Origin of the sequence: Rosenbergiella collisarenosi (genome assembly GCF_018494085.1) — a bacterium.
Lineage (GTDB): Bacteria > Pseudomonadota > Gammaproteobacteria > Enterobacterales > Enterobacteriaceae > Rosenbergiella > Rosenbergiella collisarenosi.
Genome location: NZ_JABBFP010000007.1, coordinates 128,018 through 150,365 on the forward strand (window position 1 = coordinate 128,018; position 22,348 = coordinate 150,365).

Genomic DNA, 22,348 nt, shown 5'->3' on the forward strand with positions numbered 1-22,348 from the left:
CCGATAGTGGCTCCCCTGCTATCGGCTCTTTTTAACGAATAACATGTGATAAGCGGCCAATCTTACTGATTTCTACAGCAACATCGTCGCCCGGAAACATAAAGAGTTGTGGAGTACGGGATTTACCGACACCGCCTGGTGAACCGGTAATAATGACATCTCCAGGTGATAGCGGCGTAAAGTGGGTAACATAAGCAATAATCGCCGCCACACTGTGCACCATGTTTTGAGTCGAGTCTTTCTGAACCTGCACACCATTTAAAAAGGTCTTCAGTTCGAGCTGCTGCGGGTCGGGAATTTCATCGTGCGTCGTCATCCAAGGTCCAAAACCACCCGTTGCTGGCCAGTTCTTTCCTGCTGTGAACCACGTAAACTGCATATCACGTACAGTCGCATCCATAAAGCAGCTATAGCCTGCCACATAGTCTAAAGCCTCAGTCTCAGTCACCTGATGCGCAGCCTTTCCGATCACTACCGCTAATTCGCCTTCGTAATCAAATTGCTCGCTACTGACCGGTTTTTGGATCGGCTGTAAGTGCGCGGTAAGGCTGTCAGCAAAACGAATGAATAGCGTCGGCGCAGGGTTAGTTTCCCCAAACTCGATACGTTTTTCTGAATAATTCATCCCTACACACAAAATTTTATTCGGGGTCTTGATCACCGGCAAGAAGCTGATTTCGGCAAACGTATAATCCACAGTACGCGTCGAAAGGGCCTGTAATGCTGCTAACCCATCATCTTCCAGTAGGTGTTTTAAATCACGGTATTCAAGCAGTTTACCTGCGTCGATCACACCTTGTTCGCTGACCAGACCAAAGGTTTCATGGCCGCTACTATTAATAATAAAGCTACATACCTGCATAAAATTCGGCTTTCGTTGATGTCTAGTAGAAAATCGTCATATCCGCCCGAAATGGATGAGCATTGCGATGGTGACGTCGTGAGCGGCTGATTCTATCAGTCCGACGATCACGCAGCTAATGTTTTCACCGTCCTTTCGCTAAAAACTCCCCCTCTTTTGCTGCTATTCAACGAATTTCGAGCGGTTCTGCGGTTTGAGGAGCAGGATAATACTGTGTAAGTAGCGCGCAATCTTGTTCATTCAGCGTGAGTTGTAGAGCGCGGGCATTATCTTCAACGTGTGCGAGGCTCCCTGACTCGGGGATCGCCAGAATATTATTCTGCCTTATGACCCAAGCCAGCAATAAGGTGGCTGGACTGACGTGATATTTTTCAGCCAGTGTTTTCACTTCGTCGAGGTCGAGTAGGTGCGATCCTGCTCCGCCGAGAGGGCAATAAGCCATCATCGCGATGTTCTGCTTTGCACACCATGGTGCGAGATCGTACTCGATCCCTCTGCCCGCTAGATTATAAAAAACCTGATTTACCGCACAGTTGGCACCGTTTTCGACGCTAATGAGCGATTGCATGGCTGGTAAATCGAAGTTAGAGACCCCCCACGCTTTAATTTTTCCCTTTGCCTTCATCGCCTCCATCAGGCTAACCACTTCTTGCAGATCATTACCTGACTGCCAATGCAGAAGATAAAGGTCGAGGAAGTCTGTACGCAACCGTGAGAGGGAGGCATCAAGGCTAGTTTCCAGGTCTCTTTCGGTGGCGTTCCAAGGGTACACTTTCGACACTAGATAGGTCTGATCTCTACGATCGGCAATAGCCTTACCGATTAAGGTTTCAGATTGCCCTTCACCGTACATTTCCGCCGTATCGATCACGCGTAGCCCGAGGTCGAGTCCGCGTTGCAACGCCTGAATTTCTTGTTGTGAGTCATAACGTCCTTGTCCCAAACGCCAGCTCCCCATGCCGAGACTAGGAAGGGTATTACCCGCGATCTGTAGCGTTGACTGATGGGTCATCGATTACTCCTAATTTTTGAAGGAATATATAATTAAGCTTAGTTCATCATCGAACAGAGCGCAGATCACTACTCTGCTCGCGATAAGTTATCGATGAAATAGCGCTCAATACTAGCGAACACTCACTCCGACTATGGCGTGCGTAGCTTAAGCTGGATCTGAGTAGTGTGAAGCGGCTAATGGGGAAGATGGTTAGTTTTTTCCTGGTTAACGAAAATGCCCCGCTAATTGGTTAGCCAACTCGCGGGGCATTTGGTCTATAACGTCGTTAACTACCGTTTAGTTCAACGCGTAAGCAATCACATAATCACCACGGTCGGGAGACTGACGCGCCCCACCCGCTGAAATCAGGATGTACTGTTTACCGGTCTTCGGCGAGACATAGCTTATCGGCCCACCTTGGCTGCCCACGGGTAAACGTGCTTTCCACACTTCTTTACCGGTTGAGCTGTCAAAGGCTCGCAGATAATAGTCTTGTGTACCCGCGATGAAGACCAATCCACCTTGCGTGGCGAGACTACCACCTAGTGACGGCATACCGATCGGCATCTTCATGCCCATCTTAATTCCCATCGGTCCGGTATCCTGTACAGTCCCTAGTGGAACCTGCCACACAATTTTTTGAGTGGTCATGTCGATAGCTGACAGTGTACCGAAAGGCGGTGCCTGACAAGGGATGCCAAGAGGCGACATAAAGCGGTTTTTATTCACCGAGTAAGGTGCGCCTTTCATCGGTACTGCGCCCATGCCGGTATTGACGGCTTCTCCACCAGTATTCGCTGCCGTTGCGGTATTAGGATCGGCTTTAATCAGCTGCTGCCACAGTCCTAGACGCATATCATTAACGAAAATCAGGTGGTTATTCGGGTCGGTCGATAAACTTCCCCAATTCATTCCACCCAGCGACCCAGGGAAACTCAAGGATTTATCGGTACCCGGTGCCGTGTAGAGACCTTCATAACGCATCGATTTGAAACTGACTCGACAGATGAGTTGGTCGAAAGGCGTTGCCCCCCACATATCCGACTCTTTCAGTGTCTGAGCGCCAATCTGTGGCATTCCTACGGAGCGTGGCTGCGTATCGCTGTATTGCTCACCCGGTATAGTGCTCCGTTTAACCTTAACTTCTTCGACCTTTGTTAAGGGCTTACCGGTTAGGCGATCTAATACATAGATCTGCCCCGCTTTCGTTCCTACGACTACTGCCGGACGACTTTCACCCGAGGGAGTGTTGAAATCGATTAAGCTCGGTTGCATTGGAATATCAAAGTCCCACAAATCATTATGGACGGTTTGATAAACCCACTTTTCCTTGCCCGTATTCGCATCGACCGCGAGTATAGATGCGCCATACTTATGATCCAACGGCGTACGGTTTGCCCCCCAAATATCCACGGAAGAGCTACCCATCGGCATGAATACCGTATTGGACTGTGGATCGTAAGACATAGGTGCCCACGAGTTTGGCGTACTGCGAACATAGTGCTGCCCCGGTTGTAGGGTCGCATTAGGATCTGGATTACCCGGATCGAATGCCCAACGTAAGGCCCCGGTCATCACATCAAAACCCCGTAATACCCCACCCGGCATATCGGTACTTACGTTATCCGAGATACGCCCACCGACCACGACAGTCGTTCCGGCAAGCGTAGGCGCCGAGGTTAATACATACTGCGGGTCGGGTGCTTTACCCATTCCTGTCAATAGATTTACCGTACCATGGTCACCAAACCCTGCGCAGAACTGTCCATTATCTGCATTTAGAGCAATCAGACGCCCGTCGATGGTATTCATTAAAATACGACGAGGACAGTTAGCAATCTCTGCACTATTTACGGCAAGAGGTTGACTGCTGCCCGGTAGCTCGGGATGAGGCAGTGACTTCGTGGCATCGAAATAAGCCAACCCACGGCAACGCATCCACACTGAAGATTTCGCATTGATTTCTGCTTTCCATAGCGCTTTACCGCTGTCGGCATCTACGGCAATGACATTGTTATGCGGGGTACATAAGAAAACTTTATCGCCTACTTGCAGCGGGGTCTGCTGGTCTTCTGCACCATTACCGTCTGGGCTAAGCGGGATATCACCGGTGTGAAAAGTCCAAACAGGTTTTAATTGTTGAATATTATTACGGTTGATCTGGTCAGCGGCGACAAAGCGACTCCCTCCCGGTGTATTTCCGTAGTTATCCCAATTAGTCAATGGCGCTTGCTTGGATACCGGTACTAGAGGCTTTGGTTCACCCTGGAAAGCGACGGGATCGTGCGGCTGAAACATCCCCCAGAATGCCGCACCGAATCCGACTGCGCTACACAGTGCAAGGATATAGCTACCTGTACGGAAGGTAGGCGTCGTAGGTGCCTGACGTAATAGTGGCAGTAAGATAAGAGCGACAATGGCGAGACCGCCCGGGAACATCAGACGGGAGATGAGCGGCCAGAAGACGAGGCCCACATCAACGAGCGCCCAAATCACGGTGCCTATGGTGAAGAGTAGATAAAGTACCGCCCCAGAAGCGCGTAAGCGCAGGAGTTGTAGGCTACTGATCAACAGTACGATACCTGAAATTAGGAAGTACCCGCTGCCGCCTAAACTCACTAGCTTTCCACCCTCGACAACAAAGAAGAGCGCGGTTAAGAGTACGAGTAGGCCGTATAAGCGGGTCACTACCTTAAGCCATAATGGCTTATGAAGTTTGTTTCCCATGGAATTTCCTGCCAAAAATAAAAAAAAGAGCCGTTATAATACTGTTGCATCTAATAACATCAACGTTTCATTACGATAACTTTTCTTTTTTTTCCTCGCTACGGCTTTGATTATTTTGTAAAAATGGAGCAACAAACAGCCTGCCACTCCATACGCCTTGTAACGTTTTGGTCATCACGACGCCCCACACTCCCGCTAACAGTAACAGCAGACCTAGCGATAACGATGAAAAAACGGCTATTGAGGTTAATTGTGCAAGCTTGAAGCTAGCCAGGGTAAACACTCCCAGGGGGAAGGTATAACCCCAACAGCCTAAATTGAATGGAATACCTTGTTTCGCATAATGAGCCGTTACGCCTAAAGCAAGTAACAACCACCAAGCCCCCAGCCCCCACAGCAAAATACCCGTTACCCAAGCAACTCCTGATAGCACTGTATAATATTCTCCGAGGACAGCATGACCCTTGAGCAGCACACTCTGCTGGCTAAGTAAAAACATCCCAAGTGATCCCGTCGCTATCGGTCCTAATGCCAACCATGTTGTCGCCGAAAGGGTAATCGGTGGAAGTTTGTGTAAGGCCATACGCAACCACAGGATCGCCAAGATAGATAGGGCTAGGAACAGAGAACGCCCAGAGTAACATGCTGAAAATAACCATTTCCTGTTGCTGTACAGGATCAGCGATCTAGGGGGCCACGATCCATCCACTTACCGCCGCGACTTCCGCCGTAACGATAGGCAGTAACCATAAAGCCGTCATCGAGGACAACGGATGGGATTGCCGAGTGAACATCATCAACGGTAGGCCAACACCACAAAGTATGGCGAGCACGGCATCGACTTTCCATAACTGCTGGGCAATGACGACTGCCGTCGCGCCCATCAGCGGTAAACCAAAACTGATAAATCCATTGATAATGGTTGCCAGCCCCATCGGGATAGTACCCAAAAACATCGACATTTGGGGATGAAACAGAACTTTTGTAGCCTCTTGCGGGTAGACTAACTAGCGCCCAGCATAGAGCAAGATAAAGAGTAAAAAGAGGCCAATGTTTATGCCCCATAGCGTACGCGCCAGGGTAAATAGAGGCGTATTTGCCGTCGTCGTTTGCGCAAAAACGAGGGCAAGCACCCCCGTTCCCATCGTTACCGCAAACCAATTAGGGGTGAAAAAACGAATGATCTCAGTGAGTGAGCCTAAATGGCCAAAGAGTTTATAGCTATTTTTTAGAGTTAACGACATAAGTCCCTCCCGATAAGAGGCACTATAGTCGGTCTGCTAAGCGTTCAGAAACGGATTAAAATTATTAATCTTATCAATTAAAGTAATAGATTGACGCTTATTAATCTATTTTTTTGCTAGTGATTGGGCGCAGGCCCAAGCAGAACTCCATGCCCATTGGAAGTTATAACCCCCTAGCCAACCGGTCACGTCAACCACCTCACCAATAAAGTAAAGTCCTGGTACTTCACGGGCTTCGAAGGTCTGCGATGAGAGATGTTGTGTATCAATGCCGCCCAACGTGACTTCGGCCGTACGGTAACCTTCTGTGCCATTAGGGTAAATTTGCCAAGCGGTCAGCTGCTCAACAACCTGTTGCTGTTGGCGCGGCGTCAGCTGCTTAAGCGTTAATTCTGGAATTAACGTCAGTTCCACTAGGTTATCAACTAAGCGCTTGGGTAGTACACGAGCTAAGCTGTTCTTCAATGATAAATTAGGATGTTCACGGCGTTGCGCGTCGATAAAATCGTTGAGATCAGTATCGGGGGATAGATTAATGGTAACGGCTTGCCCGGGGCGCCAATAACTCGAAATTTGTAATACCGCAGGCCCAGAGAGACCACGATGAGTAAAGAGCATCGACTCCTTAAAGCGAGTTCCCTCTACCGCATCGATCGTGATTGGCACTGCAATTCCGGAGAGCTGTTGTAGCGTTTCAAGCAGAGGCTTGTGAAGAGTAAACGGGACTAATGCTGCACTCACAGGACGAACCGATAAACCGAATTGCTCCGCAACTTTATAACCAAAAGGGGTTGCACCCAGACCTGGCATTGAGAGTCCACCGGAGGCGATGACAAGTTTGCGGGTACTTACATCCACTCCATTTAATTTGAGCAGATACTCACCCGTAACACTTTTCTGCAGATCGATAATTTCGCTACGTAGACGAATTGTGACCTTACCCAGCTCACACTCCGCAATGAGAAGATCCACAATCTGCTGCGCAGAGTCGTCACAAAATAGCTGGCCAAGCGTTTTCTCGTGCCAGTTAATCTTATATTTGTTAACTAGGTCGATAAAATCCCATTGCGTATAGCGAGCAAGTGCTGACTTACAGAAATGAGGATTCTGAGAGAGATAAGCCGCGGGTTCGATGTATAGATTAGTAAAATTGCAGCGTCCACCGCCAGACATCAGTATCTTACGTCCAACTTTCTTACCATTATCCACGACTAAGACGCTCAACCCTAACTGCCCGGCCTGAGCCGCACAGAATAGCCCCGCAGCCCCTGCCCCAACTACTACTACATCGAATTTTTCCACATCATCCCCCGACTAAAAGTCCAGATTGTAGTGACCCAAGTCGCTGGTGGCTAGTCAGAAAAAAAAAAGTTAAACAATAATTAAATAACTTACTCATTTTTATAGGAAAATCTCGAATCCCCCCTAGCTCGATGGTACGGAGAGGTAAAAAAGTTAGATATTTTACTTTCCTGTAAGGGCCTAACTCACTGATAATGCCTCGGGTATGTCCCTAAAAATGGCGCAACATTATGTTCCATCTGTTTACCGGTCTTGATTTGAGTACCAGTCTATTCTTAGTCTTGGCGCTCCTATTTGTTCTGTTTTACGAAGCAATTAATGGCTTTCATGATACGGCAAATGCGGTTGCTACCGTTATTTACACCCGTGCCATGCGTGCACAACTCGCCGTGTTGATGGCGGGTTTATTTAATTTCCTCGGTGTATTACTCGGCGGCCTGAGTGTCGCTTATGCGATAGTGCATATACTGCCTACCGATCTACTTCTCAATGTTGGATCAGCCCATGGGCTGGCGATGATTTTCTCGATATTGCTTGCGGCGATTATCTGGAATTTGGGAACGTGGTATTTTGGCTTACCGGCCTCCAGTTCGCATACGTTAATCGGCGCCATTATTGGTATAGCCGTGACGAATGCATTGGTAACGGGCGGCTCACTGGTCGAAGCACTTAACCTCCCTAAAGTAATCAATATCTTTTTATCGCTTATTCTTTCGCCTATCGTCGGCATGGTTATCGCAGGCTTTTTGATCTTTTTACTCCGTAAGTACTGGAGTGGAACGAAGAAACGTCGCCGTAATCATATGACACCGGCCGAACGTGAAAAGAAAGACGGTAAGAAGAAACCGCCTTTTTGGACGCGTATCGCGCTAATCGTTTCGGCCATCGGCGTGAGCTATTCGCACGGTGCTAATGATGGTCAAAAAGGCATTGGTCTGGTGATGTTAGTCCTGATCGGCGTTGCTCCCGCCGGGTTCGTGGTGAATATGAATGCCTCAGGCTATGATATTACACGTACGCGAGACGCGGTGAATCACCTTGAGCAGTATTACCAGCAGCATAACCCGCAAGTCGCGACACTTATCGCACCGCCAGCTGCTGCCAACGCTGCGATTGATCGTAACGAACCCTTCCACTGTAATAGTGAAAATGGGCTTGCCACCGTTCATCATGCACAAGATTTATTAAATAATCTCTCGAGTTATGACCAATTGAGCGTAGAGAATCGCGCCCAAGTCCGCCGTCTACTCCTGTGTATGTCGGATACCACCGATAAGATTGCTAAGCTGCCAGCAACATCTTCAGACGATAAGCGTTTCTTAGGTAATTTAAAGGGCGATCTCAACGGTACTATTGAGTATGCGCCGATCTGGATTATCTTGGCCGTCGCGCTTGCGTTGTCCTTAGGGACAATGGTGGGCTGGCGTCGTGTGGCGACGACCATCGGTGAAAAGATTGGCAAAAATGGTATGACTTACGCACAAGGTATGTCAGCACAAATTACGGCTGCAGTATCGATAGGGCTTGCGAGTTATACCGGAATGCCGGTATCAACCACCCATATCCTGTCATCCTCTGTGGCAGGTACCATGATTGTTGATGGCGGCGGTGTTCAGTCTAAAACGATACGCAGTATTGCGTTAGCGTGGGTACTGACGTTACCTGTCTCCATTTTGCTTTCAGGTGCCTTGTACTGGATAGCATTACAGCTTCTCTAAAGACAATAAGACACAGGTCATTGATCTGTGTCTTACTTTCCCCGCACATTCTCCCTCTTTCTTGCTAAGCCACACTATACTTCTATTAATTAATTATCGTGTTTCACCATGACAGTCCTTACGCATAAGGCTATGATTGGACTTCATAGAAACATCAATACGAACGACCTTTGGTGTCGTGGCTATTGCGCTAACAAGGAGTTTACCATGTCTTATCATCATGTTTTGGTGGCGGTCGATCTCTCACCAGAAAGCGAAGAGTTAGTCCAGAAAGCAGTGTCTCTGGCAAAACCTTATAATGCCAAAGTTTCTATTATCCATGTTGATGTCAACTACTCCGACCTTTATACCGGGCTTATCGATGTCAATTTGGGAGATATGCAAAAGCGCATCTCGCAAGAGACCTCGCAGGCGTTGACGACACTCGCCAACCAAGCGGGTTACCCTTTTAGTGAGATATTAAGCGGGACAGGCGAGCTAGCTCAGGTGCTGATCGATGCGATAAATAAATATGATATCGATTTAGTCATTTGTGGCCATCATCAAGATTTTTGGAGTAAATTGATGTCTTCGGCACGTCAACTTATCAATAATGTCCACGTCGATATGCTTATCGTACCGTTTCGCGACGAAGAGTAATTAGTGAACGCTTCCCGGTCGTATTAATACCGATCGGGAGCGCTTATTAAGGGTTTTCTGGATTGAGTGACGGATAGATATCGAACCGATGACTTTTCGTTACCACCGCTGCGCTGGTCTCCACGCCATCAAGTACGGGCGCATAGTCGGGACGTTTCACTACGATGCGCTTTTTAGCTAATTTTCTAGCTGGCTCCAGTAGAGCATCGGCGTCTTCATCTGGCCCGACTAGCGACTGAAATATCCGCATCTCTTTTTTGACCAGCGCGCTTTTCTGGCGGTGTGGATACATGGGGTCAAGATAAACGACATCAGGTCTAGGTGTCAGAGTACTAAGTTGCTGCGCGCTCGCGCCGTAAATAAGCGTTAGGCGCTGTAGTAACCACTCACCAATCTCTGGATCTTGATACCCTCTGCGTAGCCCATCTTCCAGCAATGCCGCAACGACGGGATGCCGTTCAATCATCCTTACCCGACAGCCTAACGATGCTAAAACAAAAGCATCCCGGCCAAGTCCAGCCGTTGCATCCACCACGTCCGGGAGATAACTGCCCTTAATCCCCACCGCTTTGGCGACCGCTTCACCGCGACCACCGCCAAACTTACGTCGGTGAGCCATCGCCCCAGAAACGAAATCGACAAATACGCCGCCTAGTTTAGGTTCGTCACGTTTACGTAATTCTAAATGTTCGGGCGTTAGTACTAGCGCTAATGGAGCATTCTCGTCGTGCACTAATTCCCAGCGTTCAGCGATAGCATTTAGGGCGCCCGATTGGGCGCCCATTTCATCAAGTAAGTAAATGTTCACTTACCTAGCCTTCTATTCCATACTGCTTCAGCATCGCATCGATCTGTGGCTCACGTCCGCGAAAGCGCTTGAAGAGTTCCATCGGAGCTTCAGACCCGCCGCGACTTAGGACGTTATCTAAGAAGGACTGACCGGTCTCGCGATTAAAAATCCCTTCTTTTTCAAAACGCGACCATGCATCGGCGGCTAACACATCCGCCCAGAGGTAGCTGTAGTAACCTGCCGCGTAGCCACCAGCAAAAATATGACTGAAGGCATGTGGGAACCGTCCCCATGCTGGCGACGGCATGACGGCAACCTTCTGTTTCACGTCTTGTAATATTTCTAGTAGGCGAGCGCCTTTTTCCGGTTGATACTCCGCGTGTAAACGGAAATCAAAGAGACCGAACTCTAGCTGGCGCAGAATAAACATTGCAGCATTATAGTTTTTTGCTGCCAACATTTTTTCAAGTAATGACTGAGGCAGTGGTTCACCTGTTTCATAATGGCCAGAGATAAAGGCTAATGCTTCAGGTTCCCAGCACCAGTTTTCCATGAATTGACTCGGTAACTCGACCGCATCCCAAGGCACACCGTTAATACCTGACACACCCGCGGTATCGATTTGAGTCAGCATATGGTGTAGACCATGGCCAAACTCATGGAACAAAGTAACGACTTCGTCATGAGTGAAAAGCGCTGGTTTATCCCCAATTGGGCGGTTGAAGTTACAAGTAAGGTAGGCGACCGGTTTTTGTAGCGACCCGTCTGCTTTTTTCATCCGTCCAACACAATCATCCATCCACGCACCGCCACGCTTATTTTCACGCGCATAGAGGTCGAGATAGAAGCTACCTACCAACTGATCTTTGCTATCAAATAGATCGAAGAACCGAACCTCTGGATGCCAAACATCGACATCATGACGTTCTGCCGCACGAAGACCATAGACACGGCGAATCACCTCGAATAAACCGCTTAGGGCACGGGCTTCCGGGAAATAAGGTCGCAGTTGTTCGTCACTGATAGTGTAGAGATGTTGCTTTTGTTTTTCGGCGTACCACGTGATATCCCAAGGCTGGAGATCGCTAACGCCATACTGTTGCTGAGCGAACTCACGTAATTGCGCAAGCTCTCGCTGGCCTTGTGGCTGAGCGCGTTCGGCGAGATCGTTAAGGAAGCCGATGACTTGATCCGTCGATTCGGCCATCTTAGTGGCCAGCGATTTCTCTGCAAATGAGCCGAAACCAAGTAATTGTGCGATTTCGTGGCGCAGTGCTAATTCTTCTTCAATCAGCGGGCCGTTATCCCATTTACCGGCATTCGGGCCTTGGTCTGAAGCACGAGTGCTGTAGGCGCGGTACATTTCTTCACGTAGCGCTTGGTTATCGCAATACGTCATGACTGGCAAATAGCTCGGAATATCCAGCGTCAGTAGCCACCCATCCTGTTCCTTCGCCTGCGCTTGGGCTTTCGCCGCGGCTAGGGCACTTTCTGGCATGCCCGCTAGGTCATTTTCATCAGTGATGAGCTTGCTCCAGCCCATCGTCGCATCGAGGACATTGTTACTATAAGCCGCACCGATTTCTGATAACCGCGCAGAGATTTCGCCATAGCGTTTTTGTTTCTCGCTCGGTAAGCCGATTCCAGAAAGCTCAAAGTCGCGTAGTGCGTTATCGACCGCTTTTTGCTCAGCGACTGACAAAGCGGCATAGTTAGGGCCATCCTTCAAACTACGGTAGGCTTGATAAAGACCGGCATGTTGTCCCACCCAAGTCCCGTATTCAGAAAGTAGTGGTAATGCGCCTTCATAGGCTTCACGTAACTCGGGGCTGTTCTTAACCGAGTTGAGGTGGCTGACCGGCGAAAAAATACGCCCTAAGCGGTCGTCCGCTTCGGCCAACGGTTGGCAAAGGTTCTGCCACGTATAGGGGCCAGGTTGGGCGACGACTCGTTCCACCGTTGCTCGGCACTCGTCTAAGGCCGCCGTGACCGCAGGCACAACATGCTCGGGTTTTATTGCTGAGAAAGGAGGCAAGCCGAAAGGGGTGAGTAGTGGGTTTGTCATAGCACCATCCTATAGAAGTTTGAGTTAGACGCTGAGCGTATTTTTAAGATATGGGGACAGATATACAAATATCAATCGCTCTCCTGACTATCTCGCGTAATGCTACTGCCTGCGGATGCAATTTGTTATACTTACCCTTCATAGACAGCTATACCTGTCTCGTTTTTATATGTGTTTGCAATAAAGGACATCACATGCTGAGCTATCGCCACAGCTTCCACGCGGGTAACCATGCCGACGTTTTAAAGCACACTGTGCAAAGCCTTATTATTTCGGCGCTGAAGGAGAAAGATAAGCCTTTTCTCTACTTGGATACTCATGCAGGAGCTGGCCGTTATCTTCTTAATAGCGAGCACGCTGAACGGACAGGCGAATATACCGAAGGGATCGCCCGGATCTGGCAGCAGAGCAATATTCCTGCAGAATTGACGCCTTACTTACAAGCCGTCCGTGATTTGAATCCCTCTGGGCAACTTAAGTATTACCCAGGCTCTCCGCTGATTGCCCGCCATTTATTACGCGAGCAAGATCAGTTGCAGCTAACAGAGCTGCATCCTAGCGACTTCCCGCTATTACGCGGTGAATTCCAAAAAGATCAGCGCGCAGTGGTTTCGCGTAGCGATGGCTATCAGCAGCTAAAGGCTAAGCTTCCCCCTCCGTCTCGCCGCGGCCTGATCCTTATCGATCCTCCGTATGAGATTAAGACCGACTATCAAGCGGTCGTCCAAGGGATAGCAGAAGGCTATAAGCGCTTTTCTACCGGCGTCTATGCGTTGTGGTATCCAGTAGTATTACGCCAACAAATTAAACGTATGGTCGCCGATCTTAAAGACACCGGGATCCGTCGTATCCTGCAAATTGAATTGGCGGTCAAACCAGACAGCGATCAACGTGGAATGACCGCTTCAGGGATGATTGTGATTAATCCGCCATGGAAGTTAGAGCAGCAGATGAAAGCGGTACTTCCTTGGCTGCATGAACAATTAGTCCCTCAGGGGATTGGTCATACCTCGGTTGAATGGATCGTTCCTGAATAATGCACTCTGAGCGCTACTATCGATGTAGCGCTTAATCCCACACTCGCTAGGCCTAAATCTCTACGACCATGAAATCCTCTGCGAACTCGGTGTTCGTAAATACTGCGCGACACTCTGCCAAAAGACGCGGCATGTCATGATGGCGATAACGAGAGCTAAAGTGGGTCGCGATCAGTTTTTTTACCTGTGCGCGCTGTGCTATCTCTGCCGCCTGCGCGGTTGTGGAGTGCCCTCTTCCATTCGCTTTTTCCGCCATCGCGGCTTCCAAAGTCGCTTCATGAACCAGAATATCAGCGTCCTGAGCCAATAAGATGGCATTTTCGCAGGGTGCGGTATCGCCGAGGAGAGTCACGACCTTCCCTTTCTTACCCGGGCCCAAATAACGTTGAGCACTCAGCTCACGTCCGTCGGGTAGGCGAACATCTTTCCCTCTTTTAAGATGCTGTAACCAAACACCTGCCGGAATATCATCCGCTTTTAATAGGTCTTGGTCCAGCCTACCGGGGAGATCTTTCTGCTCAACCCGATAGCCAAAACAGGTGATAGCATGGTCTAGAGGCTGAGCAATCACTCGGAACTCATCGTTTTCATCGACGATTCCAGGCTCCACTTCGACGATTGTAAGCGGGAAATCTACCCAAGATCCGCTGATTTGTAATGCCGTATCAATAAAGGTTTTTAGCCCTTTCGGACCATAAATGGTCAGCGGCGTAACGATACTACTCATCGAACGACTCGTTAATAGGCCAGGTAGGCCGAAAATATGGTCACCATGAAGATGAGTGATAAAGATTTTTTCTAATCGCCCCGGCTTTAGTGCGGTACGCATAAACTGATGCTGAGTTGCCTCTCCACAGTCGAATAGCCACGTCTCCCCCTTAGGTGAGAAGGTCAGTGCTATACTGGTGACATTGCGGTGTAGACTAGGTGCTCCTGCACAGGTTCCGAGAAAAGTTAGATGCATCACAGTGTCCGATTGAAGTTTATTTAATGATCTAAGCCTATTACAGCTATAGAAGCAAACTTTGCATAGTTTTTCCGCCACAGGTTACACTGTGCCGAGATACTTATTAACGACCGACTTCAACTGAGATGGAAGGAACGATGACAAAACATTATGATTATCTCGCTATTGGTGGCGGGAGTGGTGGCATTGCCTCTATTAACCGCGCTGCGATGCATGGCAAAAAATGTGCCTTAGTTGAAGCGAAAGCGCTTGGCGGAACCTGTGTAAACGTGGGCTGCGTACCGAAGAAAGTCATGTGGCATGCAGCACAGATCGCTGAAGCTATTCATATGTACGGCCCTGATTATGGCTTCGATACCACGGTAAATAAATTTGATTGGAAAACCCTGATCAAAAATCGCTCTGCATATATCGACCGTATTCACACTTCCTACGATAACGTGCTAGGAAAAAATAATGTCGACGTTATCAGAGGGTTTGCTACCTTTGTCGATGCCCATACCGTTGAAGTGGCTGGCGAAACCTATACTGCTGATCATATCCTGATCGCTACGGGTGGCCACCCAGTTTTACCAGAAATTCCAGGCGCTGAATATGGCATTAATTCGGATGGTTTCTTTGAGCTTGAAGAACTACCTGCGCGCGTTGCCGTTATCGGTGCGGGCTATATCGCCGTGGAAGTCGCCGGTGTGCTCAATTCCCTAGGAGCAGAAACCGACCTCTTCTTACGTAAGGATAAGCCGTTGCGTGGTTTCGATCCGCTGCTTTCTGATACGCTAGTAGAGGTAATGGAAAAAGAAGGGCCGCACCTACACAAGCAGTGCGAGGCTGAGCGTATCGAGAAAAATAGTGATGGTAGTTTAACGATCCATTTCACCAACGGACAACAACATAATACCGATTGCTTAATTTGGGCCATTGGGCGCGCGCCGTCGACGGATGCGATTAATCTGTCAGCAACGGGTGTGGAGCTTAACGATAAAGGCTATATCAACGTCGATAAGTTCCAAAACACCTCTGTGCCAGGAATCTATGCAGTCGGCGATAATACGGGAGCGATCGAGCTGACCCCTGTCGCTGTTGCTGCGGGTCGTCGTCTTTCTGAGCGTCTGTTTAACAATAAGCCTGACGAACATCTCGATTATTCAAACGTCGCTACGGTAGTCTTTAGCCATCCGCCGATCGGTACCGTCGGACTTAGCGAGCCGGATGCGCGCGAAAAATTCGGTGACGAGCAGGTTAAGGTATACACCTCGTCATTCACCGCGATGTATACGGCGGTTACGCAATATCGTCAGCCTTGTCGTATGAAGCTAGTCTGCGTCGGCAAAGAAGAGAAAATTGTCGGTATCCATGGCATTGGCTATGGAATGGACGAGATGTTGCAAGGGTTTGCCGTTGCCCTGAAGATGGGGGCAACGAAGAGCGACTTCGATAACACTGTCGCGATCCACCCTACCTCGGCAGAAGAATTTGTCACCATGCGCTGATATACATACTAAAAAACCACCCGCGGGTGGTTTTTTTTGGCCAAGCTACTCTCCTTGTGGGTCACTCTCGCCTAAGAAGAAGTACCAGAGCGGAATCGACATCAATCCGGTGAATACACTGGTGTAGATGATAATCATCATACCCTGTATTGCATACATCCCGCCCGACCATTCCGTAAAGGGAATATGATATTCATCAATAACGCCCCCTATAATCGCCCTTGTCATGACCGTACAGGTGATTAACCAAATAGCGATGACACCACGAATAAAATGACGTTTCTTTCTCTGCTTTTGCTTCTGTTCAGCTGTCGCAAGCGGTAGCTCGTCTAGCGGCGTGAGTTGCATGGTTTTCGCCCTCTTCCAGCGTAATATGTCGATCAGTACAAAGAGTACTAGGCTTACTCCAAGAACGGGTAAGGCATAACCTACTAGTACAGCTATCACAATGACTAGGCTTCGTGTCACGATAGGACAGTTTCGCCAAGCCTCACTTAAGGTTACTGCTGGCGAGTGATTGGCCGGGTCAGGACGGCGTACCCACCATAATCGATACCCCATGATAATCATGGCGCAAAGTCCGAGTGCAAAAAGGGCTAACATCAGCTGGTTTACCCAGCCAAAGAGTAGCCCCATATGTGCATCCACTCCCCAGCGGGTCAATTTTGCCAGAAGCGGATAATGACGAAACTCGACGTGATCAATAACCGCCAGTGTTTTGGGGTCTAGGGCTACGGCATCTACCTGTACTGGCCAACGATGATCAATTTCGGATACCGTCCAGGTATGATGGCTATCTTTCGGTGGTCGAATTTCGATTTTGTTGGCATGAATTCCACTCTGACGAGCGGCTAACAGTATGCGGTCCCATTCATTATCTGCCACGTTATAGGTCGGCCGAGGTGTCGGCGAGGGGGTGCTCATATCCATACCTGGCATACTCCCCATATCCATCGCTTGGTGCTCAGCGTGCGCAGTATGCGGCTGCTGTTGCGCAGGAACACCGACGATGGCGGTCACTTGAGGCGTCAACCATCCAAAAGCATGACGCATACGATTAACGTTCTCACCCGCCCATTGCGACCACGTGATGCCAGTCGCCGAAAGAAATAACATTCCCAGCAGTAATATACCCCCCATTCGCCGATGCCAACGTTGGCTGAAACGGGAGCGACCTGCCGCCATCTTTAACCGCCGGTAAGAGGCTACCCAGAGGATCAATCCACCTACTGCGGCAATCCACATCCATGACGCAGCGAGTTCGCTATACGCTCGCCCGATATTCCCCAGTAATAAGCTTTGATGGAGATGATCAAGTGTGGTGCGCAACGGTAATATCCCCGAGGTTCCATAGACCGTGTAGTCCCCAGTGATGGTGAGTCGATAAGGATCGACAAAGATTGCCCGCGTTTCAGAAGGTCCCAATCCAGCTTGCGAGAACTGTACGCGTGTCGTATCTGTCGCGGTAGGCGCAGGGCGTAAAGCCGTAATACTTCCGGGCGAATGTACTGCGCGCTGTGCAGCCGTAACTTGCTCGGCGAGCGAATGGGGTTTGCCGTCTGGAACGACATTGAGGGTAGAGGCATATAGCGCGCGCTCTACACCCGGCGTTACCACATATAGCATCCCCGTTAATGACGCGATAAAAATAAATGGGCCAACAAATAGGCCAATATAGAAATGTAAACGACGTAGCAGTAGCATAAATGCACTAGTGTTATCCGACGTCATTTTTACAGAGTGAGTCATAGCGATCTCGCTTGTCAAAAAGAAAGTCTACGCACTTCATTGAGTGCAGCGTTGATTAACTTAAGACGCGCGGGGGGCCTCTTGATAGCCGTGGCGGATAACAGGGAAGTAGAACGATTGTTCGGTAGGGTAAGTATGGGGAAAATCGGGATAATGCCGTGATTAGCCAAAGCACCGCGGCGGCGATCCACGCGAAGAAGGGAAAGTGGACCAATAACTCACAGTAGCCACAGAGCATTCCTGACTCAGGTGACATAGTATGGTCGCCCTTCTGCATAGCCATACCGTGCGGCATGTCCATCCCTGGCATCTCTTCGTTATTCATCCTTTGCGCATGAGTTTCAGCAGCAGTTAGGAGTGATTGGGAATGAGAGAGATAGAGTGACAAGGAGATCAGCGGGGCGATAAACAGCAGTAAAATCGACAGTATTGCAGATACTGCTGCGAGTCGATATTTCACCGGTGTTAGGAACATGAGCGCTGTCTATTTATTATCAAAGCCTTGGGACCTGAGTATAAACCGTCCCAAGACAAAGACGTTAGTGATTAATGCGCGGACTTATCGTGGCGGGATAATTTATCTAAATATCCCATCACGAATGCTGAAAAGACGAAGGTCACATGCAGAATGACGTACCAGAGTATTTTACTGTTTTCAATGGTGCGTACTTCCATAAAAACGCGTAATAAATGGATTGAGGAAATCGCCACGATAGAGGCGGCAACTTTATTTTTTAACGACCCAGCATCCATCTTCCCCAGCCAGCTTAGTTTTTCTTTGCTCTCATCTATATCCAGTCGCGAAATAAAGTTTTCATAACCCGATAGCATCACCATAATCAGTAATCCTCCTACCAACGACATATCGATCAACGAGAGGAGAAGTAAGATGAGATCATTTTCGCTAACCGAGAAGAGCTCAGGGAGGACATGGATGACTTCTTGGAAAAATTTTACGGTTAATGCGAGTAATCCAATCGATAGACCAAAGTAGACAGGTGCCAGGATCCAGCGAGTGGCATACATTAAATTTTCGACAAAACGTTCCATAATTATCCAAGCAACTAAAAAGAAGTGTGGGTCATTGTAGCAAATTGAATGCCTAAACTGACCCACTAATCGTTATCGATTACTCATCAACGCCGACGAACCCGCCCGTTTGACGCTGCCATAAACGCGCATATATACCCTGTTGCGCCAAGAGTTGCTGGTGCGTACCTTGTTCAGCGATACGACCCTGATGTAGGACGATCAGCCGATCCATCCGGGCAATCGTTGAAAGACGGTGTGCAATGGCGATGACCGTTTTACCACTCATTAGAGATTCTAAACTTTCTTGGATGGCGGCTTCTACTTCCGAGTCTAACGCGGAGGTCGCTTCGTCCATAATGAGTATCGGTGCATTTTTCAGTAAGACGCGCGCTATTGCGATACGCTGACGCTGACCGCCGGAGAGTTTCACACCCCGTTCACCGACTTGTGCGTCAAGTCCCACACGCCCTTCGTTATCGGAGAGTTGTGGAATAAACTCATCGGCCCGTGCACCGAGTATCGCTGACGCAAGTTCTTCTTCCGTGGCGTTCGGACGTCCATAGAGTAGGTTGTCACGAATCGAACGGTGCAGGAGAGAAGTATCCTGTGTGATCATCCCTATTTGGCTGCGTAAGCTATCCTGAGTCACCGTGGCAATATTTTGCTGATCAATACTGATCTGTCCGTCGTCGACATCGTACATTCTCAGTAACAGGTTAACGAGCGTCGATTTCCCAGCACCCGATGAGCCAATTAACCCGATTTTTTCGCCAGGATGAAGGGTTAAGTTCAATCCATCGATAATGGTTCGCTCTTTAGAATAACCGAAACGCACGTGGTCAAAGACGATTTCGCCTTGTGTTACCTTCAACTGTTGCGCGGTGGGGCTATCCTGCACGCTCAACGGCTGAGAAACGGTTTTCATCCCATCTTGTACGGTACCTATATTATCGAAGATGCCGTTCACGACCCACATTATCCAGCCTGACATGTTAACCAGACGAATAACCAGTCCTGTGGCGAGCGCAATCGCTCCTACAGAGATTAGCGACTGACTCCAGAGCCATAACGCAAGCCCGGTAGTCGTAACGATAAGCGCCCCATTCATCGTAGAGAGGGTGACGTCCATAGCCGTAATCATACGTCCCGCTAACTGTGTCTTTTCAGTCTGATCCTGTAGGGTTTCTCGTGCGTTTTGCTCTTCCAGTGCGCTGTGCGCAAAGAGTTTTAAGGTCGCTATATTGGTGTAACCATCGACAATAAAGCCCATTAATTTGGAGCGTGCTTCTGAAGAAACGACAGAGCGTTGCTTTACTTTCGGTACGAAATAGCGCAGTGCCGCAACGTAGACAATCATCCAGATAATGAGTGGAACCATTAGCTTCCAGTCGGTCTCTGCAAAAAGTACCAGAGAGGTCACGGCATAGATCACTACATGCCAAATTGCATCCACCAGCTGCACCGCAGAATCGCGTACAGAATTACCGGTCTGCATGATCCGTTGTGCAATACGCCCCGCAAAGTCTCCTTGGAAGAAGGAGAGGCTTTGGCGTAACACGTAGCGATGGTTCTGCCAGCGGATCATGCTCGTCATGCGGGGATTAATTGTTTGATGGATAAGTAAATCGTGCAACCAGATCATCACAGGACGAATAAGTAACGCTACCGCGCCCATCCATAACAGGATTGGCCAATGTTGATGGAAGAGTGTGGCCGGCTGGCTCTGGTTAACTAAATCGATGATAGTACTAAGGTAGCTAAATAGCGCGACTTCAATAAGTGCGCCCAAGAAACCAACAACCAGTAATGCCGCAAAGCACGGCCACACTTGGCGTAGGTAGTAAAGATAGAAAGCGCCAATGTCCTTAGGCGGTGCGAGGCTTGGCGGCTCGCGAAAAATATCAATTAATCGTTCAAAACGCTCAGAAATCATAACTATATCGACTCTACGCAGTGCATGAACTAATAAGTTTACTTTAAAAAAGGCTTAACTTCCGCCTCAAGCGGAGAATATTGGTCGCGACCTACGCAGAGACTCAGAAGATAACCAGCCCTCGATTAAGAGGCTGGCTTCATAAAAAGTGTCGTGAAGATAAATCGTCGATTATTTTATGGTGATGAGGACGTCTTTCTCTTTCCACGAGGTTTTGTCGAAAGAGCGGCCATAGATCAGCTGTAACGTTCCGGTTCCAGCGTGTTGAGCGATAAAGGTGAACGTCTGTTTTCCTGGGCAACCCACCGCGCCCTTCGGACAGTCAGAGGTTTGTTGATAATCGCTTGCCACAAAAATTAACTCGGGTGGGAGCTGCTTTATCATCCACTGGTAACCGGTAGTAGGATTACTTTCCACCGCTAACTCGACCACTTTACCTTTCACACCGGTAAGTGTCTGCGGGATAGGAGTGGCAAATACAGAAAACGCTGAACACATTAAGGCGCCTACTAATAATTTCTTACTTATTTTCATACTTCCTCACTATAGAGGTGCAAACTAGTTGAGTGCTCAGCCTAGTAGGCCAAGGTGCTCAACTAAAATCGATGTACCAATCCCGATGAGCACAACACCGCCTAGGATCTCGGCCCATTTCCCGAGTACTGGGCCGATAAAACGCCCAATCAGCATACCTGTGGTTGCCATGATGGTCGTGCTTATCCCAATGGTCAATGCAGTCAGGACGATATTAACTTGAAGGAAGGCTAGCCCAACACCTACCGCTAACGCATCTAAACTTGTCGCCACCGCCGTGAGGGCGAGTACCATAAACCCGTGACGCTCTGGCTGAGCGATGTCTTCATCATTACGTTGGCGAAGCCCGCCAATTACCATCCGTCCGCCCAAAACCGTAAGTAATACGAAGGCAATCCAGTGGTCCCAAGCCATGACATATTTACTTGCGGCAAGGCCCAACGCCCAACCGATCAGCGGGGTAAGTGTTTCGATAACCCCGAAGATCAACCCTGTTCGTAGTGCTTCTTTCCAAGTGACTTGCTTGAGAACGGCGCCCTTGCCTAATGCAGCAGCAAAAGCATCCATAGACATGCCTAAGGCCAAGATAAGTGTCGTAAGTATGTTCATAGTGATCAGAGTTATTAATAAAGTAACAGTAATATTCGATACGAGAATTCGTTTTACACGGAGTCTATCACGTTATCATTAAAATAAAAAAGCAATAAAATCATGCAGTTAAGTATAGCAAAGGCTATAACTTTAACCCTCCTACATAAACGAGGCGCAAGCCGAGGATATTCTTGGTAAAATTATTTTTTTGAATCAGGCTCGATTATCCTAGCCTTCGTCTTTAAGAAAATATGAGTCCCATATGAAAAACCCTCTTGAAACACTATTCATACCGGCCGGAATTTTGCTATTAGGTTTTCTGTCTGCGCTATTACTTCCCGTGCCTAGCTTTGGTCTTAGCCTCGCTCAAACCATGATGAAAGTATTTCACTTGATGGATCTTAATCAACTCTACACTATCGTCTTCGCACTCTGGTTTCTCTTCTTAGGTACCGTCGAATATTTTCTTATTCGTTTTATTTGGCGGCGTTTTATTGCCTCTGCAGCGTAGGCAAAAAGTGTTGGTTTTAACACTTAATTAACTGTTTTTTGACAATGAGCAATTTATGTTTGATACAAAAAAACAAACCTTTATTATCAATAGGTTAATTAATTTCACCTAAATAAACAAAGGCCGATGGGTGTCGGGCCTATTAATGGATTATATAACAATA

General features: G+C 48.5%; 19 protein-coding genes and 1 pseudogene. 5 read left to right on the top strand and 15 right to left on the bottom strand.

What is annotated here, in order from left to right; genetic code table 11:
• Nucleotides 1–31 precede the first annotated feature (31 nt).
• From HGT70_RS11910 to HGT70_RS11940, 6 genes and pseudogenes are all read right to left on the bottom strand, one after another.
• The gene (locus HGT70_RS11910; RefSeq protein ID WP_071432651.1) at nt 32–862 is read right to left on the bottom strand and encodes a fumarylacetoacetate hydrolase family protein; all 831 of its coding nucleotides are present in this window, start codon (nt 860–862) and stop codon (nt 32–34) included.
• A 166-nt stretch (nt 863–1,028) separates the two neighbouring features.
• Nucleotides 1,029–1,874 carry an aldo/keto reductase gene (locus tag HGT70_RS11915; RefSeq protein ID WP_071432653.1) on the bottom strand — a complete coding sequence of 282 codons (846 nt, stop codon included), beginning with the start codon at nt 1,872–1,874 and terminating at the stop codon, nt 1,029–1,031.
• Nucleotides 1,875–2,153: 279 nt separating this feature from the next.
• Entirely contained in the window at nt 2,154–4,583 is a 2,430-nt protein-coding gene (locus HGT70_RS11920; protein WP_214195972.1) for a glucose/quinate/shikimate family membrane-bound PQQ-dependent dehydrogenase, read from the bottom strand.
• 70 nt (nt 4,584–4,653) lie between these two features.
• Nucleotides 4,654–5,292, bottom strand: a complete 639-nt coding sequence (locus HGT70_RS16730; RefSeq protein WP_214195973.1) for an SLAC1 family transporter — start codon at nt 5,290–5,292, stop codon at nt 4,654–4,656.
• Nucleotides 5,270–5,827 (bottom strand): annotated as a pseudogene (locus tag HGT70_RS16735) (SLAC1 family transporter). The gene HGT70_RS16730 and the pseudogene HGT70_RS16735 overlap by 23 nt, the downstream one beginning before the upstream one ends.
• Before the next feature lie 105 nt (nt 5,828–5,932).
• Complete coding sequence (locus HGT70_RS11940; protein ID WP_214195979.1) at nt 5,933–7,129, bottom strand: BaiN/RdsA family NAD(P)/FAD-dependent oxidoreductase; 1,197 nt, start codon at nt 7,127–7,129, stop codon at nt 5,933–5,935.
• A 230-nt stretch (nt 7,130–7,359) separates the two neighbouring features.
• Between HGT70_RS11940 and pitA the strand changes: the two genes are divergently transcribed.
• On the top strand, nt 7,360–8,847 hold the full coding sequence (gene pitA, locus HGT70_RS11945) for an inorganic phosphate transporter PitA (protein WP_214195981.1): 1,488 nt from the start codon (nt 7,360–7,362) through the stop codon (nt 8,845–8,847).
• A gap of 207 nt (nt 8,848–9,054) precedes the next feature.
• Nucleotides 9,055–9,486, top strand: coding sequence for a universal stress protein UspA (gene uspA / locus HGT70_RS11950; protein ID WP_071432661.1), 432 nt, complete (start codon nt 9,055–9,057; stop codon nt 9,484–9,486).
• 46 nt (nt 9,487–9,532) lie between these two features.
• Here the strand turns inward: uspA and rsmJ are convergent, their stop codons facing one another.
• Both rsmJ and prlC read right to left on the bottom strand, forming a co-directional pair.
• Nucleotides 9,533–10,294 (bottom strand): 16S rRNA (guanine(1516)-N(2))-methyltransferase RsmJ, encoded by a 762-nt coding sequence (gene rsmJ, locus HGT70_RS11955; RefSeq protein WP_214195983.1) that lies wholly within the window; start codon nt 10,292–10,294, stop codon nt 9,533–9,535.
• Nucleotides 10,295–10,298: 4 nt separating this feature from the next.
• Entirely contained in the window at nt 10,299–12,341 is a 2,043-nt protein-coding gene (gene prlC, locus HGT70_RS11960; RefSeq protein ID WP_214195985.1) for an oligopeptidase A, read from the bottom strand.
• A gap of 194 nt (nt 12,342–12,535) precedes the next feature.
• Here prlC and HGT70_RS11965 point away from each other — a divergent pair, with 194 nt between their 5' ends.
• Nucleotides 12,536–13,378, top strand: coding sequence for a 23S rRNA (adenine(2030)-N(6))-methyltransferase RlmJ (locus HGT70_RS11965; RefSeq protein WP_071432668.1), 843 nt, complete (start codon nt 12,536–12,538; stop codon nt 13,376–13,378).
• Between the two features lie 52 nt (nt 13,379–13,430).
• Here HGT70_RS11965 and rnz read toward each other — a convergent pair whose 3' ends face one another.
• A complete protein-coding gene (gene rnz / locus HGT70_RS11970; RefSeq protein WP_214195987.1) occupies nt 13,431–14,342 on the bottom strand; it encodes a ribonuclease Z in 912 nt (303 codons plus the stop codon).
• 140 nt (nt 14,343–14,482) lie between these two features.
• On the opposite strand from rnz, the gene gorA reads away from it, so the two are divergent.
• Complete coding sequence (gene gorA / locus HGT70_RS11975) at nt 14,483–15,835, top strand: glutathione-disulfide reductase (RefSeq protein WP_071432672.1); 1,353 nt, start codon at nt 14,483–14,485, stop codon at nt 15,833–15,835.
• 45 nt (nt 15,836–15,880) lie between these two features.
• On the opposite strand, the gene HGT70_RS11980 is transcribed toward gorA, so the two are convergent.
• The 6 genes from HGT70_RS11980 to mntP form a co-directional block, all read right to left on the bottom strand.
• Nucleotides 15,881–17,584: a DUF2534 family protein gene (locus HGT70_RS11980; RefSeq protein WP_071432674.1), complete on the bottom strand. Its 1,704-nt coding sequence runs from the start codon at nt 17,582–17,584 to the stop codon at nt 15,881–15,883.
• Between the two features lie 55 nt (nt 17,585–17,639).
• Nucleotides 17,640–18,059: a DUF2946 domain-containing protein gene (locus HGT70_RS11985; RefSeq protein WP_157725398.1), complete on the bottom strand. Its 420-nt coding sequence runs from the start codon at nt 18,057–18,059 to the stop codon at nt 17,640–17,642.
• Nucleotides 18,060–18,130: 71 nt separating this feature from the next.
• The gene (locus tag HGT70_RS11990) at nt 18,131–18,634 is read right to left on the bottom strand and encodes a TIGR00645 family protein (RefSeq protein ID WP_071432676.1); all 504 of its coding nucleotides are present in this window, start codon (nt 18,632–18,634) and stop codon (nt 18,131–18,133) included.
• 79 nt (nt 18,635–18,713) lie between these two features.
• A complete protein-coding gene (locus HGT70_RS11995; RefSeq protein ID WP_214195989.1) occupies nt 18,714–20,549 on the bottom strand; it encodes an ABC transporter ATP-binding protein in 1,836 nt (611 codons plus the stop codon).
• A gap of 171 nt (nt 20,550–20,720) precedes the next feature.
• Complete coding sequence (locus tag HGT70_RS12000; RefSeq protein WP_071432680.1) at nt 20,721–21,083, bottom strand: protease inhibitor I42 family protein; 363 nt, start codon at nt 21,081–21,083, stop codon at nt 20,721–20,723.
• Between the two features lie 36 nt (nt 21,084–21,119).
• Nucleotides 21,120–21,692 carry a manganese efflux pump MntP gene (mntP, locus tag HGT70_RS12005; RefSeq protein ID WP_071432682.1) on the bottom strand — a complete coding sequence of 191 codons (573 nt, stop codon included), beginning with the start codon at nt 21,690–21,692 and terminating at the stop codon, nt 21,120–21,122.
• A 244-nt stretch (nt 21,693–21,936) separates the two neighbouring features.
• On the opposite strand from mntP, the gene HGT70_RS12010 reads away from it, so the two are divergent.
• Complete coding sequence (locus HGT70_RS12010; protein WP_071432685.1) at nt 21,937–22,185, top strand: DUF1158 domain-containing protein; 249 nt, start codon at nt 21,937–21,939, stop codon at nt 22,183–22,185.
• The last annotated feature ends 163 nt before the right edge of the window (nt 22,186–22,348 follow it).

Coding starts and splice junctions, on each gene's coding strand:
- HGT70_RS11910 (WP_071432651.1), bottom strand. CDS start 862: ATGCAGGTATGTAGCTTTATTATTAATAGTAGCGGCCATGAAACCTTT.
- HGT70_RS11915 (WP_071432653.1), bottom strand. CDS start 1,874: ATGACCCATCAGTCAACGCTACAGATCGCGGGTAATACCCTTCCTAGT.
- HGT70_RS11920 (WP_214195972.1), bottom strand. CDS start 4,583: ATGGGAAACAAACTTCATAAGCCATTATGGCTTAAGGTAGTGACCCGC.
- pitA (WP_214195981.1), top strand. CDS start 7,360: ATGTTCCATCTGTTTACCGGTCTTGATTTGAGTACCAGTCTATTCTTA.
- uspA (WP_071432661.1), top strand. CDS start 9,055: ATGTCTTATCATCATGTTTTGGTGGCGGTCGATCTCTCACCAGAAAGC.
- prlC (WP_214195985.1), bottom strand. CDS start 12,341: ATGACAAACCCACTACTCACCCCTTTCGGCTTGCCTCCTTTCTCAGCA.
- HGT70_RS11965 (WP_071432668.1), top strand. CDS start 12,536: ATGCTGAGCTATCGCCACAGCTTCCACGCGGGTAACCATGCCGACGTT.
- rnz (WP_214195987.1), bottom strand. CDS start 14,342: ATGCATCTAACTTTTCTCGGAACCTGTGCAGGAGCACCTAGTCTACAC.
- gorA (WP_071432672.1), top strand. CDS start 14,483: ATGACAAAACATTATGATTATCTCGCTATTGGTGGCGGGAGTGGTGGC.
- HGT70_RS11980 (WP_071432674.1), bottom strand. CDS start 17,584: ATGACTCACTCTGTAAAAATGACGTCGGATAACACTAGTGCATTTATG.
- HGT70_RS11985 (WP_157725398.1), bottom strand. CDS start 18,059: ATGTTCCTAACACCGGTGAAATATCGACTCGCAGCAGTATCTGCAATA.
- HGT70_RS11990 (WP_071432676.1), bottom strand. CDS start 18,634: ATGGAACGTTTTGTCGAAAATTTAATGTATGCCACTCGCTGGATCCTG.
- HGT70_RS11995 (WP_214195989.1), bottom strand. CDS start 20,549: ATGATTTCTGAGCGTTTTGAACGATTAATTGATATTTTTCGCGAGCCG.
- HGT70_RS12000 (WP_071432680.1), bottom strand. CDS start 21,083: ATGAAAATAAGTAAGAAATTATTAGTAGGCGCCTTAATGTGTTCAGCG.
- mntP (WP_071432682.1), bottom strand. CDS start 21,692: ATGAACATACTTACGACACTTATCTTGGCCTTAGGCATGTCTATGGAT.
- HGT70_RS12010 (WP_071432685.1), top strand. CDS start 21,937: ATGAAAAACCCTCTTGAAACACTATTCATACCGGCCGGAATTTTGCTA.